This is a genomic window from Oerskovia sp. NPDC060338, assembly GCF_042726295.1.
Taxonomy (GTDB): domain Bacteria; phylum Actinomycetota; class Actinomycetes; order Actinomycetales; family Cellulomonadaceae; genus Oerskovia; species Oerskovia merdavium.
The window spans coordinates 65,522-77,624 of the sequence record NZ_JBHXCQ010000015.1 but is presented as its reverse complement, the minus strand read 5'-3'; the positions used below and the strand labels follow the sequence as shown (position 1 = coordinate 77,624).

At 72.6% G+C, this 12,103-nt stretch carries 13 protein-coding genes; 6 read left to right on the top strand and 7 right to left on the bottom strand.

From position 1 onward, the window contains the following. Nucleotides 1–69 precede the first annotated feature (69 nt). From obgE to ACFWGN_RS18235, 5 genes are all read right to left on the bottom strand, one after another. Nucleotides 70–1,599 (bottom strand): GTPase ObgE, encoded by a 1,530-nt coding sequence (obgE, locus tag ACFWGN_RS18255; RefSeq protein ID WP_377618854.1) that lies wholly within the window; start codon nucleotides 1,597–1,599, stop codon nucleotides 70–72. 91 nt (nucleotides 1,600–1,690) lie between these two features. After that, a complete protein-coding gene (gene rpmA / locus ACFWGN_RS18250) occupies nucleotides 1,691–1,948 on the bottom strand; it encodes a 50S ribosomal protein L27 (RefSeq protein ID WP_030151568.1) in 258 nt (85 codons plus the stop codon). A 75-nt stretch (nucleotides 1,949–2,023) separates the two neighbouring features. Continuing rightward, nucleotides 2,024–2,332, bottom strand: a complete 309-nt coding sequence (rplU, locus tag ACFWGN_RS18245) for a 50S ribosomal protein L21 (protein ID WP_191789147.1) — start codon at nucleotides 2,330–2,332, stop codon at nucleotides 2,024–2,026. Nucleotides 2,333–2,573: 241 nt separating this feature from the next. Further along, complete coding sequence (locus tag ACFWGN_RS18240) at nucleotides 2,574–2,780, bottom strand: dodecin family protein (protein ID WP_377618852.1); 207 nt, start codon at nucleotides 2,778–2,780, stop codon at nucleotides 2,574–2,576. Nucleotides 2,781–2,912: 132 nt separating this feature from the next. Beyond that, nucleotides 2,913–3,485, bottom strand: coding sequence for a TetR/AcrR family transcriptional regulator C-terminal domain-containing protein (locus tag ACFWGN_RS18235; RefSeq protein ID WP_377618850.1), 573 nt, complete (start codon nucleotides 3,483–3,485; stop codon nucleotides 2,913–2,915). 110 nt (nucleotides 3,486–3,595) lie between these two features. Between ACFWGN_RS18235 and ACFWGN_RS18230 the strand changes: the two genes are divergently transcribed. Then, nucleotides 3,596–4,330 (top strand): NAD(P)H-dependent oxidoreductase, encoded by a 735-nt coding sequence (locus tag ACFWGN_RS18230; protein WP_377618848.1) that lies wholly within the window; start codon nucleotides 3,596–3,598, stop codon nucleotides 4,328–4,330. Nucleotides 4,331–4,406: 76 nt separating this feature from the next. On the opposite strand, the gene trxA is transcribed toward ACFWGN_RS18230, so the two are convergent. Beyond that, nucleotides 4,407–4,796: a thioredoxin gene (gene trxA, locus ACFWGN_RS18225; RefSeq protein WP_056650509.1), complete on the bottom strand. Its 390-nt coding sequence runs from the start codon at nucleotides 4,794–4,796 to the stop codon at nucleotides 4,407–4,409. Nucleotides 4,797–4,953: 157 nt separating this feature from the next. Between trxA and ACFWGN_RS18220 the strand changes: the two genes are divergently transcribed. The 5 genes from ACFWGN_RS18220 (at nucleotide 4,954) to ppk2 (ending at nucleotide 10,339) form a co-directional block, all read left to right on the top strand. Next, nucleotides 4,954–6,384 (top strand): MFS transporter, encoded by a 1,431-nt coding sequence (locus tag ACFWGN_RS18220; protein WP_377618846.1) that lies wholly within the window; start codon nucleotides 4,954–4,956, stop codon nucleotides 6,382–6,384. Further along, entirely contained in the window at nucleotides 6,371–8,005 is a 1,635-nt protein-coding gene (locus ACFWGN_RS18215; RefSeq protein ID WP_377618844.1) for a pyridoxal phosphate-dependent decarboxylase family protein, read from the top strand. Before ACFWGN_RS18220 ends, ACFWGN_RS18215 begins: the two co-directional genes overlap by 14 nt. 121 nt (nucleotides 8,006–8,126) lie before the next feature. Next, nucleotides 8,127–8,696, top strand: a complete 570-nt coding sequence (locus ACFWGN_RS18210) for an NUDIX hydrolase family protein (RefSeq protein ID WP_191803581.1) — start codon at nucleotides 8,127–8,129, stop codon at nucleotides 8,694–8,696. Next, nucleotides 8,693–9,373, top strand: coding sequence for a Pr6Pr family membrane protein (locus ACFWGN_RS18205; RefSeq protein ID WP_377618842.1), 681 nt, complete (start codon nucleotides 8,693–8,695; stop codon nucleotides 9,371–9,373). The genes ACFWGN_RS18210 and ACFWGN_RS18205 overlap by 4 nt, the downstream gene beginning before the upstream one ends. 111 nt (nucleotides 9,374–9,484) lie before the next feature. Further along, complete coding sequence (gene ppk2 / locus ACFWGN_RS18200; protein ID WP_377618840.1) at nucleotides 9,485–10,339, top strand: polyphosphate kinase 2; 855 nt, start codon at nucleotides 9,485–9,487, stop codon at nucleotides 10,337–10,339. A 10-nt stretch (nucleotides 10,340–10,349) separates the two neighbouring features. Here the strand turns inward: ppk2 and ACFWGN_RS18195 are convergent, their stop codons facing one another. Further along, on the bottom strand, nucleotides 10,350–12,050 hold the full coding sequence (locus ACFWGN_RS18195; protein ID WP_377618839.1) for an ABC-F family ATP-binding cassette domain-containing protein: 1,701 nt from the start codon (nucleotides 12,048–12,050) through the stop codon (nucleotides 10,350–10,352). Nucleotides 12,051–12,103: the final 53 nt, after the last annotated feature.

Genomic DNA, 12,103 nt, shown 5'->3' with positions numbered 1-12,103 from the left:
GCGGGCACGGACCCGAGGGACCGTACCCGCCCTGCGGGCGGACGTCGTGACCTGACGCCGAGCGGACGGTCAGTCCTTCTCGGGGTCCGTCCAGTGGCCGGACTCGCGCTCGGTCCAGAGCTCGGCGCGGGCCTCTGCCTTGGCGTCCATGCGCTCGTTGTACTCGCGACGCTTGTCGTTGCGCGTGGGACGCGAGTGGTCGTCGAAGCGCAGGTCGGTGCCACGGGGGCCGCCGAGGTGCTCGGAGCCCGTGATGAGCGTGGGCTCCCAGTCGAAGACCACGGCGTTCTTCTCGGACCCGATGCGCACCTCGTCGCCCGCGACGGCCCCGGCCTTGAAGAGCTTCTCCTCGACGCCCAGGCGGGCCAGACGGTCGGCGAGGTAGCCGACGGCCTCCTCGTTCGCGAAGTCGGTCTGGCGGACCCAGCGCTCGGGCTTGGAGCCGCGGACCTCGAAGTAGAACGTGCCGTCGCCGGCGTTCTTGCGGGTGACCGTGAACCCGGCGTCGTCGACGGCCTTGGGGCGCAGGATCGTGCGGGCCGGAGCGGGGGCCGGGGTCTCGCGTCGCGCCTTGTCGACGAGCCCGGCGAGCGCGTAGGTCAGCTGGCGCAGGCCCTCGTGGCTCGCCGCCGAGATCTCGAAGACCTGCAGGCCGCGGGCCTCGAGGTCGGGCCGGACCAGGTCGGCCAGCTCGCGCGCCTCGGGGACGTCGATCTTGTTGAGCACGACGAGGCGGGGGCGCTCGTTGAGCGGGAGCCCGCCCACGACGCCCGAACCGTCGAGGTCGCCCGAGTAGGCGGCCAGCTCGGCCTCGAGGGCCTCGAGGTCGGAGATCGGGTCGCGACCGGGCTCGAGCGTCGCACAGTCGAGCACGTGCACGATCACGGCCGTGCGCTCGATGTGGCGCAGGAACTCGAGGCCGAGCCCCTTGCCCTCGCTCGCGCCGGGGATGAGGCCCGGGACGTCGGCGACCGTGAAGCGCACCTCGCCGGCCTGGACGACGCCGAGGTTCGGGACGAGGGTCGTGAACGGGTAGTCGGCGATCTTGGGGCGCGCGGCGGAGATCGCGGCGACGAGCGAGGACTTGCCCGCGCTCGGGAAGCCGACGAGCGCGACGTCCGCGATCGACTTGAGCTCGAGGACGAAGTCGACCTCCTCGCCGGGCTCGCCCAGGAGTGCGAAGCCCGGGGCCTTGCGGCGCGGGGACGCGAGGCCGTGGTTGCCCAGGCCGCCGCGACCACCGGCGGCGGCGACGTACTCGGCCCCCTCGCCGATGAGGTCGGCGAGCACGTTCCCCTGACGGTCCTTGACCACGGTGCCGTCGGGCACGCGCAGGATCAGGTCCTCGCCGTTGGAGCCCGCGCGGTAGTCGCCCATGCCCTGGGTCCCGGACGCGGCGTGGCGGTGGGGAGAGTGGTGGAACTCGAGGAGCGTCGTGGTCTGCGTGTCGACGACGATCCGCACGCTCCCACCGTCCCCACCCTTGCCGCCGTCGGGGCCGGCGAGCGGCTTGAACTTCTCCCGACGGATGGAGGCGCAGCCGTTTCCGCCGTCACCGCCGGAGGCGTGCAGAACGACGCGGTCGACGAACGTGGCCATGGAAAGGGTCCTCTCGAGCGGGGGGAAGAACACCAGGAGGGGCGCACCGCGTCGGTGCGCCCCTCCTGTCAAGCATGTGCTGCGTCGTGGATCAGGCCTCGGCAGAGACGATGTCGACGACCTTGCGACCACGGCGCGTACCGAACTGGACGGCACCGGCGGTCAGGGCGAACAGCGTGTCGTCGCCACCGCGACCGACGTTGTTGCCCGGGTGGAAGTGGGTGCCGCGCTGGCGGACGATGATCTCGCCGGCGCTGACGACCTGGCCACCGAAGCGCTTCACGCCGAGGCGCTGGGCGTTGGAGTCACGACCGTTGCGCGAGGAGCTCGCGCCCTTCTTGTGTGCCATGTCGAACCTGCTTTCGTGCTGGAAGAAGAGGGGGTGGGATCACCTGCGGCGGCTCTCACGAGCCACCGAGGGAAGTCACTTGATGCCGGTGACCTTGAGGCGGGTCAGCTGCTGACGGTGACCCTGGCGCTTGCGGTAGCCGGTCTTGTTCTTGTACTTGAGGATCGTGATCTTCGGGCCCTTTTCGTCCCGGACGACCTCAGCAGTGACCTTGACCTTCGCGAGCGCCGCAGCGTCGTGGGTCACCTTCTCCCCGTCCACCAGCAGGATCGCAGGAAGCTCGACGGACTGTCCGGCACCAGCCGACAGACGGTCGACGACGACGATATCGCCGACGGACACCTTCTCCTGGCGGCCACCGGCCTTGACGATCGCGTACACCACGTTGTTGCTCATCTCTTCTAGTCTTGGCGTGCTCGCCATGTCTGGTCGTCTTGGCAGGACTCAACACACCGTGGCGTGCGAGTGCGACCTGTCCATGGGCACACGGGACCAGTGCGCACCGAGCGCACCGACGTTCAAGATTACGGAATCCCTGGCGCAGGGTCAAATAGCCCCACCCCGGCCCGCCGGTCAAGTCGGCACGCCCGTGCGTGGCGAACGGCCCCCCGGTGGAGCACCGGGCTCAGTCGAGGACGAACGTGACCTCGAGCGCGACCTGCCAGGCCACGATCTTCCCGTCCCTGACCTCGACCTTCTGCTCCTTGACCCACGCACCCGTGAGGTTGCGCAGCGTCGAACTCGCCCGCTCGATCCCGGTCGTGACCGCGTCGTCGAAGCTCACGTCGGACCGTGCACTGATCTGGGTGATACGCGCCACCGAGCCGCTCATGACGTCCTCCGTCATCGTCGGGCGGGCGCCCCGTCGCGCCCACGCTCCCCTCCACGATCCCCCGGGCAACCGCGGGTCGCCAGCGCAGCGGCAGGATCATCGCCGGCGCAGCGGCAGCGTCGAGCACGACCCTCAGCCGAGCCGCGCCGCGAGCCCCGCCACGATCACGTCGACGCCGAACCCGAACCTCTCCTCGAACGCGGCCGCCTGCGAGGGGTCGAGCTCACGACGGTCGACCGCTTGCTCCTCGGCGACGAAGCCTAGGACGAAGGCGAGCAGCGTCCCCCAGGCGCGCGCGGCGTCGTCGGGCCCGAACCCTGCCGCCGTGAGGATGCCCATGGGCACCTCGACCGCACCCCGCAGCGACTCGTCGGTGACGAAGGTCCCGCCGAACACCCGCGCCCCGTCGCGGTGCGAGAGCAGCATCTCGCGCAGGTTGGTCGCGGACTCGCGCACGCAGTCCTGCCAAGGGGACCCAGCCGCCACGGCCTCGTCCCAGGCCGCCCCCGCGACGAGGTCGCGCAGCATGGTGGCCGCCATCTCGTCGAGCAGGTCACGCTTGCCCGCGAAGTGCCAGTAGAGCGCGGGCGCCTTGACACCCAGGTCCTGGGCGAGCCGGCGCAGCGTCAGCCCGTCGAGGCCGACCTCGTCGAGCAGCGCGAGCGCTGCTCGCACGACGCGCTCGCGGTCCAGCCTCTCGGCCATGGGCCCACCCTCCTCGCGCGTCCGGCGAGTCCGGACCACCACACCTTGACACCTTAACGATGTTCAGCAACTCTAACGCTGTTAGATCGAACAACGTTAAGGAGAGTCCGATGCGCGTCCTGCTCGTGATCGACCACCCCTACGAGGGCAGCTACAGCCGCGCGCTCGCCGCCGCCGCGATCCGGGGCGCGACCACCGCCGGGCACGAGGTCGACGTGATCGACCTCGACCTCGACGACTTCGACCCCGTCGTCCGACGGGCCGACCTCGGCGCATGGCGCGAGGGGCGGACCGTCGACCCGCAGGCCGCGGGGTACCAGGAGCGGCTGGCCGCGGCCGACCACCTCGTCCTCGTCCACCCGGTCTGGTGGGAGGTCATGCCCGCGCGCCTCAAGGGCTTCTTCGACAAGGTCCTCGTGCCCGGGTTCGCGTACACCGAGAACCGGGTCGGGGCGCTCCGGGGCCTGCTCGGGCTGTCGGGGGTCACGCTCGTGACGACCATGACGACGCCCGGGCCGCTCTACCGCACCTGGTTCGGCGCCCCCGTCCAGCGGGTCGTCGCCCGCGGGGTCTTCGGCCAGCTCGGCGTCCGACGGGTCCGGTGGGTCAACCACTCGCGCGTGGCCCAGGTCTCGCCCGCGCGGCGCGAGCGCTGGCTCTCACGGCTCGAACGTCTCGCCGCCGAGCTCCCCGAGCCGTCGGCGACCGTCCGTGACCGCGCGGCCCGGCGCCGTCGCGACCTGGCCGCGCAGGAGGCCGCGCAAGAGGCCGCGCAGGAGGCCGCCCGGCAGGCCCTGCCGAGCCCGACGCCCGTCGGGCCGACGTCCGTCGGGCCCACGTCCTGAGACCCGGCGCCCCCCGGGACGACGAAGGACCCCGGCCGGAGCCGGGGTCCTTCGTCGAGCTGCGTGAGCCGGAGCGTCAGGCGTCCGCCTGACCGTTCGACCCGGCGGCCTGCGCCTGCGCGATCTGGGCGCGGACGTCGTCCATGTCGAGGCCCTTGACCGCCTCGACGACCTGCTCGAGCGCGGGCGCGGGAAGCGCGCCGGGCTGCGAGAAGACGAGCACGCCCTCGCGGAACGCCATGAGCGTCGGGATCGAGGTGATGTTCGCGGCGGCCGCGAGACCCTGCTCGGCCTCGGTGTCGATCTTGCCGTGCACGACGTCGGGGTGGGTCTCCGAGGATGCCTCGAACACCGGGGCGAACTGGCGGCACGGGCCGCACCACGACGCCCAGAAGTCCACCAGGACGATGTCGTTGTCCTTGATGGTCTGCTCGAACGTGGCGCCGGTGAGTTCCTGGGTTGCCATGAAGGTCCTTCCTGAGGGGTTCACCAGGTGCAGCAACGGGTCGGGGCCCGGTATTCCCGGCGCGGCGGGTGGGAGTCCGCGCGTGCTGGCAGGTCGCACGACCGCCGTCGGCCTGGCCTGCGTCGCCGTGAGCGAGGTCACGTCTAGGCTGTGGCGCGTGGAACGCCTCAGGCCGCGCACGATCGCGGGATACGCCATCGGTTCGGTCGGCACGGGTGGGTTCGGCACGCTGCCGGGCCTCATGCTCCTGTACTACCTGACCGACGCGCTCGCCGTCCCGGCCGCGGTCGCGGGCCTGGTCGTGACGGGCGCCAAGGTCTGGGACGTCGTGATCGACCCGTTCATCGGGTACGGCAGCGACCGCGACCTGGTCCGCACCGGGTCCAGGCGGCGCTTCATGACGATCGGTGCGGTCGCGATCCCGGTGTTCTTCGCGCTGACGTTCGCCGTGCCCGCAGGGGCGTCGACCGTGGCCGCCTCGATCTGGGTCCTGGTCGCGTTCCTGCTCGCGGCCACGGCGTTCTCGATGTTCCAGGTCCCCTACATCGCGCTGCCCGCGGAGATCGCCCCGACCTACGACGAGCGCACGCGCCTCATCAGCTGGCGCGTGGCGACGCTCGCGTTCGCGATCCTGCTCTTCGGCGCCGGCGGTCCCGTGCTGCGCGGCGAGACGAGCTCGCTGTCCGGGTACCTGACCCTCGGGGTGGTCGCGGGCCTGGTCATCGGGGCCGGCATGTTCGTGGCGTCACGCGTGGCCCCGCGCGGCGCGCGGGCGTCCGGCCCGACGGTGCAGCTCCCCCCGGGCGCGCAGGCCGCGGCCCCGGTGGCAGCGGCCTCGGCGCTCGGCGCCTTCCGGATCGCGGTCGCCGAGGCCGTCTCGACCCTGCGCAGGAGCCAGCCCTTCCGCGTGCTCCTCACGGCGTTCTTCCTGCAGGCGCTCGCGACGGGACTCATGCTCGCGGCCGCGAACTACGTCGCGACGTACGTCCTGGAGTCGGACCTCGCGGTGAGCCTGCTGTTCGCCGCGCTCATCGCCCCCGCACTGCTGGTCATGCCGCTCTGGAACCGGCTCGCGCGCCGCGTGGGCAAGGAGCGCAGCTTCGTCCTGGCGAGCGCGCTGTTCGCGCTCGCGACGCTGTGCATGGTGCCCCTCGCCTGGGCCCCGGGCTCGTGGGTCTACCTGCCCACGGCCCTCGCGGGCGTCGGCTACGCGGGCATGCAGGCGCTGCCGCTCGCGATGCTCCCCGACGTGATCGCGCACGACGCGCGCACGGTGCCCATGACGGGCCAGGGCGCGTCCGATCGCGGCGGTGCCTTCAGCGGGGTCTGGACCGCGGGCGAGACGACGGGCATGGCGTTCGGCGCCGCGTTGCTGAGCCTCGTGCAGTGGGTCACGGGTTACCAGTCCTCGAGCGCGGGCTTCACACCCGAGCAGTCGACGGCAGCGATCGACGGGATCGCGCTCTCGTTCTCGCTGGTCCCGGCGGTTCTTGTCGCGCTGAGCCTCGTCGCCCTCGTACGCTATCGACTGCGCAGGGGCGACATCGACGTGCCCACCGAGGAGTCCGCCGCGCATGAGCGCCCTTGACGCCACCCCCCTGCCCGCCCCGCCCGTCCTGCGGACCGAGGGCATCCTCGACCGCCTCGCAGCGCTGCGCGCGGCCGACGCCCCGACGCACGGGGGCCGTGTGCTCTCCTACGTCTACGACCCGGACCTGTCCGAGCTCGACGCCCTCGCCGGGGACGCGATCCGCGCGGTCCAGCCGCTCAACGCCCTGGACCCCACGACGTTCTCCTCGGTCGCGGTCATGGAGCGCGAGCTCGTGGCGTTCGCGCGCGACATGCTGCACGGGACCGGCGCGCGGGACGCGAGCGGCGTCGTCGGGACCGTGACGTCCGGCGGGACCGAGAGCTGCCTGCTGGCGGTCAAGACCGCGCGCGACGCGTTCCTCGCCGCCCAGCCCGCGCAGGCCGACGGCGCGCCGCGCACGGTCGGGACGCTCGGCTTCGCGCTGCGCGTGGTCGCCCCCACGACCGTCCACGCCGCGTTCCACAAGGCCGCGGCCTACCTGGGGCTCGAGCTCGTGCTCGTCCCGGTGGACCCGGTCACGTGCCGCGCAGTCCCGTCGGCCCTCGCCGCGGCCGTGGGCGACGGACGGGACGTCGCGCTCGTCGTGGTCTCCGCGCCCTCCTACCCGCACGGGGTCGTGGACCCCGTCGAGGAGGTCGCGGCGGCCGCGAGCGCCCTGGGCGTCCCGGTCCACGTGGACGCGTGCGTGGGCGGGTGGGTCCTGCCCTTCTGGCCCGACGACGCAGCCCAGGTCCCGCTCTTCGACTTCCGCGTCCCGGGGGTCACCTCGATCTCGGCCGACATCCACAAGTACGGCTACGCCCCCAAGGGCACGTCCGTCCTGCTGACGCGCGACCGCGACCGCCAGCGCCACCAGCTGTTCGCGACGACGCGCTGGCCGGGCTACCCCGTCGTGAACTCGACCGTCATGGGCTCCAAGTCGGCAGGGCCGCTCGCCGCGGCGTGGGCCGTGACGCAGGCGCTCGGCGAGCCCGGCTACCGGGCCGTGACCGCACGCTGCGCCGTGGCCACGAGCGCGCTGCGCGAGGTGCTCGGGTCGATCGAGGGCCTGCGGATCGTGGGGCACCCCGTGGGACCGCTCGTGGCGGTCGCGACCGACGAGTCGGTCCCTGCCGACCGACGGGTCGACCCGCACGTGTGGTCGGACGCGGTGCGGGCGAGCGGGTTCGTCCTCCAGCCCCAGCCGGGCTTCACGCAGCCCGACGGCTCGCGCCTGCCGCACACGACGCACTTCACGGTGACCCCGGTGACGGTGGGCGTGGTCGACGAGCTGGGTGGCGCGCTCCTCGCGGCCGCCGACGCCGTCCGCGGTGTACCGCGACCCGACCCCGAGCAGGTGCTGACCGGACTGCTCTCGACGCTCGCACCGGGCGTCGAGCCCGCCGAGGCGGTCGCGGCGCTCGGGTCGCTCGACTCGGCCACGGCCTGGGAACTCGTGCAGCGCACGGTGCTGGGTGGCGCCGACACGCGCGGAGGCGACGCGCCCGAGCCCGGCACGGGCCCCATGGCCCCGCTCCTGGCGCTCGTCGAGGCGCTGCCGTCCGCGGCCGGCGAGCGCCTGCTCGTCGAGCTCATCGCCCGGCTCGCCGAGCCGGTGGCGGGTCCTCCGACCCTCTGAGCGCCCGGTCGGTGGGGCGTCGCGGTGCTCGGTCGACGAGACGCCGCGGCGCCCCTCCTGCCGGTGTCCCGTGCCTTGCGGTGCAGCGGCACGGGACGGGCGCGGGTGGTAGAACAGTCGGGTGACGGACACCGCGGACTTCCCGCCCGACGACTTCTCCCGTGAGCTCCCCCAGCCGGCCGGGTGGCTGAGCGCCGAGGACCTCGCGGCCGCACGGTCGCACCTGCCGCTCGTCTACGTCGACGCCGTCCCGGTCCGGGTCGACGACTCGGGCGACGTCGTCGCGGTCGGACTGCTCCTGCGCGTGACCCCCGAGGGTCAGATGACCCGGGCGCTCGTGTCCGGCCGTGTGATGTACCACGAGCGGATCCGCGACGCCCTGCTGCGGCACATCGAGAAGGACCTGGGACCTGTGGCCCTCCCCCACGTCCCGGCCTCCCCGCAGCCGTTCACGGTCGCCGAGTACCTCCCCACGCCCGGCATCACGGGCTACCACGACCCGCGGCAGCACGCGGTCTCGCTCGCGTACGTCGTGCCGGTCTCCGGCGACTGCCAGCCCCAGCAGCAGGCGCTCGAGCTCGCGTGGCTCACGCCCGAGCAGGCGTGCAGCGACCAGGTCCAGCTCGAGATGCACGGCGGTCAGGGCACGCTCCTGCGCCAGGCCATGGCGTACGTCGGCCGCCTCACGTGAGCGCCGCGCAGGTCGCCACGCCGTCCCGCACCGGGTGGCGTGGCGTGACGGCCGCCCGCTGGTGGCACGGCGTGGTCGCGGCCATGACGCTGACCGGAGTGGTGTGGGAGCTGTTCGCGACCCTCGGCCGAGGCCCGGAGGCCGGCGACTCGACCGCGACGCTCGTGGTCCACTTCTTCAGCTACTTCACGATCCTGTCGAACCTTCTCGTCGGGGTCACGAGCGCGATGCTCCTCGTGAACCCGGTACGCGACGGGCGCGTGTTCCGCATCGCCCGGCTCGATGCGCTCCTGTGCATCGCGGTGACCGGGATCGTCTACAACACGGTGCTCGCCGGGCTGCAGGAGCTGAGCGTCGCGGGCCTCTTCACGAACCTGTTCATGCACCAGGCCGGTCCGTTGCTCGCGGTCGTCGGGTGGCTCGTCGTGGGCCCCCGCCCGCGCATCGACTCCGCGACGATCTGGTGGTCGGTCGTCGCGCCGCTCGCATGGATCGTCTACATCTTCGTGCAGGGCGCGTTCACCCGTTGGTACCCCTACCCGTTCATGGAGGTGACCGAGATCGGGTACCCGCAGGCCGTGCTCAACACGGGGGTCGTGGCCGTGGTGTTCCTGGGCCTCGCGGCCCTGCTGGGCCTGGTCGACCGGCGGATGAAGCCCGCCCCCGCACCGGACTGACGCCTGTTCGTCCCGCGCGCCGTCGGCGCCTGCGGACCTTCACCCGCACGGCCGGGCGAACCGGCTCGCGCGCCTTCCGGAGCCGCCTCCTGCCGGCGGTAGCGTGTCGCCATGTCGAAGACGTCGAAGAAGAAGTCGAAGAAGAACAAGGGCCCGTCCCTGTCCCGTGAGGTCTACGAGGCCGAGCTGTTCCGGCTCCAGGCGGAGCTCGTCAAGCTCCAGCAGTGGACGCAGGCCACGGGCACGCGGGTCGTGGTGATCTTCGAGGGCCGCGACGCCGCGGGCAAGGGCGGCACGATCAAGCGCATCACGCAGTACCTGAGCCCGCGCATCGCACGGATCGCCGCCCTGCCGACGCCCACCGAGCGCGAGCGTTCGGAGTGGTACTACCAGCGCTACATCGCGCACCTGCCTGCGGCGGGCGAGATCGTGCTGTTCGACCGCTCCTGGTACAACCGGGCAGGCGTCGAGAAGGTCATGGGCTTCTGCACGCCTCAGGAGTACCAGCGCTTCATGCGCCAGACCCCGGTCTTCGAGCAGATGCTCATCGACGACGGGATCCTGCTGCGCAAGTACTGGTTCTCCGTCTCGGACGCCGAGCAGCTCAAGCGGTTCCGCTCCCGGCTGTCCGACCCGGTCCGCCAGTGGAAGCTGAGCCCCATGGACCTGGAGTCGATCCACCGCTGGGAGGACTACTCGCGTGCCAAGGACGAGATGATGGTGCACACCGACGTCCCCGAGAGCCCATGGTTCGTCGTCGAGTCGGACTCCAAGAAGAACGCCCGGCTCAACATGATCGCCCACCTGCTCTCGACCATCCCGTACGTCGACGTGCCGCACGACAAGGTCGAGCTGCCCGACCGGCCCCGGGCGTCGAGCAGCTACGTGCGTCCCCCGCGCGAGCTGGCGAACTACGTCCCCGACCACGTGGCCCAGCTCCTGGGAGACCCCGAGAACGGGTTCTGAGCGGCGCGCGCTAGAGCTCGAGCGTGGGCCAGTCCGCGAAGTCCTCGCGCATCCGGCGGTCGTGCGTCGCCACCACCACGGCCGCGGGGGTGACGCGCAGCGCCTGGGTCAGCTCGTCGACCAGGTCGATCGAGAGGTGGTTGGTCGGCTCGTCGAGCAGCAGGACGTGCGGCACGGCGAGCAGCGCGCGAGCCAGGTCGAAGCGACGCCGCTGCCCTGCGGACAGCTCGCGCAGCGGCCGGTCCAGGTCCTCCTCGGTCAGCAGCCCCAGGAACGCGACGGGCACCAGGTAGTCCGGGTCGAGCGTGCCCGCCGAGAGCAGGTCGAGCGCCTCCTGCGCGTACTCCTCGAAGCCCGTGCGCTCCTCGGCGCCGGCCGGGAGCGTGGGGCCCTCCTGCGCGACGATCCCGACCCGCACGCCCTCGGCGACCGAGCGGGTGCCCCGATCGAGATCGATCGTGCCCGCGAGCGCCGCGAGGAGGGTCGACTTGCCCGAGCCGTTCGGCCCGGTGATCAGCAGCCGCCCCGACGGCGGGATCGCGATGCGTGTCCCGGGCAGGTCGAGCCGGGCGCCCGTGGGCACGGCAGCGGGAGCCGGGCCGTCTCCGTCGTCGGGCAGGCCGCCGGGCTCGCCCGGACGCTCGCGCGGCCCTGCGTCGACGCGCGGGCTGCGTACCTCGAGCAGCGGCAGGTCGGGGGCCCACCCGGGCGACATGGCCAGCAGGTCGGGGAAGCGCAGCTCGAGCGGAGGGACGGGGACCTCGACGGCCTCGGCCTCGAGCTTCTGCACGAGCCGGTCCGCGGCCTTGACGTGGATGCGCGCGTGCGTCGCGCGACGGTGCTTCTGGCTGCCCTTGGCGGGACGCCACTCGTCGGAGAGCCCCTCGTACGACGCGTCGAGGCGCTCGGCGAGCTTCTCGGCGCGCTTGCGCTCTGCCCGGTAGCGCTGACGCCACCGGTGCAGGGCCTGGTTCTTGGCGAAGCGGTAGGCGAGGTAGCCCGGCTGCCCGTACAGGACCGGCTTGCCGTCCATCGCCGGGTCGAGGTCGAGGATCTCGGTCGCGACGTCGTCGAGCAGCTGGCGGTCGTGCGTGACCATGACGATCCCGCCGCCCCAGGCCACGATCTCGCCCGTGAGGAAGTCGATGCCGCTCGTGTCGAGGTGGTTGGTCGGCTCGTCCAGGAGCAGGAGGTCGCTGCGCTCGGCCAGGCGGCACGCGAGGCGCACGCGGTAGCGCTCGCCGACCGAGAGCGTCGCGAGCTCGCGGTGCGGGTCGCGGCACGCGCCCAGCCGGGACAGCGCGACCTCGACGCGACGGTCGGCGTCCCACACGGCCAGGTGCTCGGCGCGGGCCAGCACGTCCGAGAGCTCGGCGAGGCTGCCGTGCTCGTGGTCGAAGTCGCGGGTCACGGCGTCGAGCTCTGCTCCCACGGCCCGCACGGTCGCGAGGCTCTCGCGGACCAGGTCGCCCACGGTCTGGCCGGGCAGCGGGACGAGCTCCTGCTCGACGACGGCGAGCGAGCCCTGACGGCGCACCTCGCCCCCGCTCGGCGGCAGCGTCCCGGCCAGGACGCCCAGGAGCGTCGACTTCCCGCTGCCGTTCTCACCGACCACGCCGAGGCGCGTGCCGGGGGCCACGCGCAGGGAGACGCCCGAGAGGACGGGGCGTCCGGGGTAGGAGAAGGAGAGGTCGTCGACAGCCAGGTGCACGGGTCAACCCTAGAGGGACCTGAAGGGCAGGCGCGCCCTTCCCTCCTGCCGCG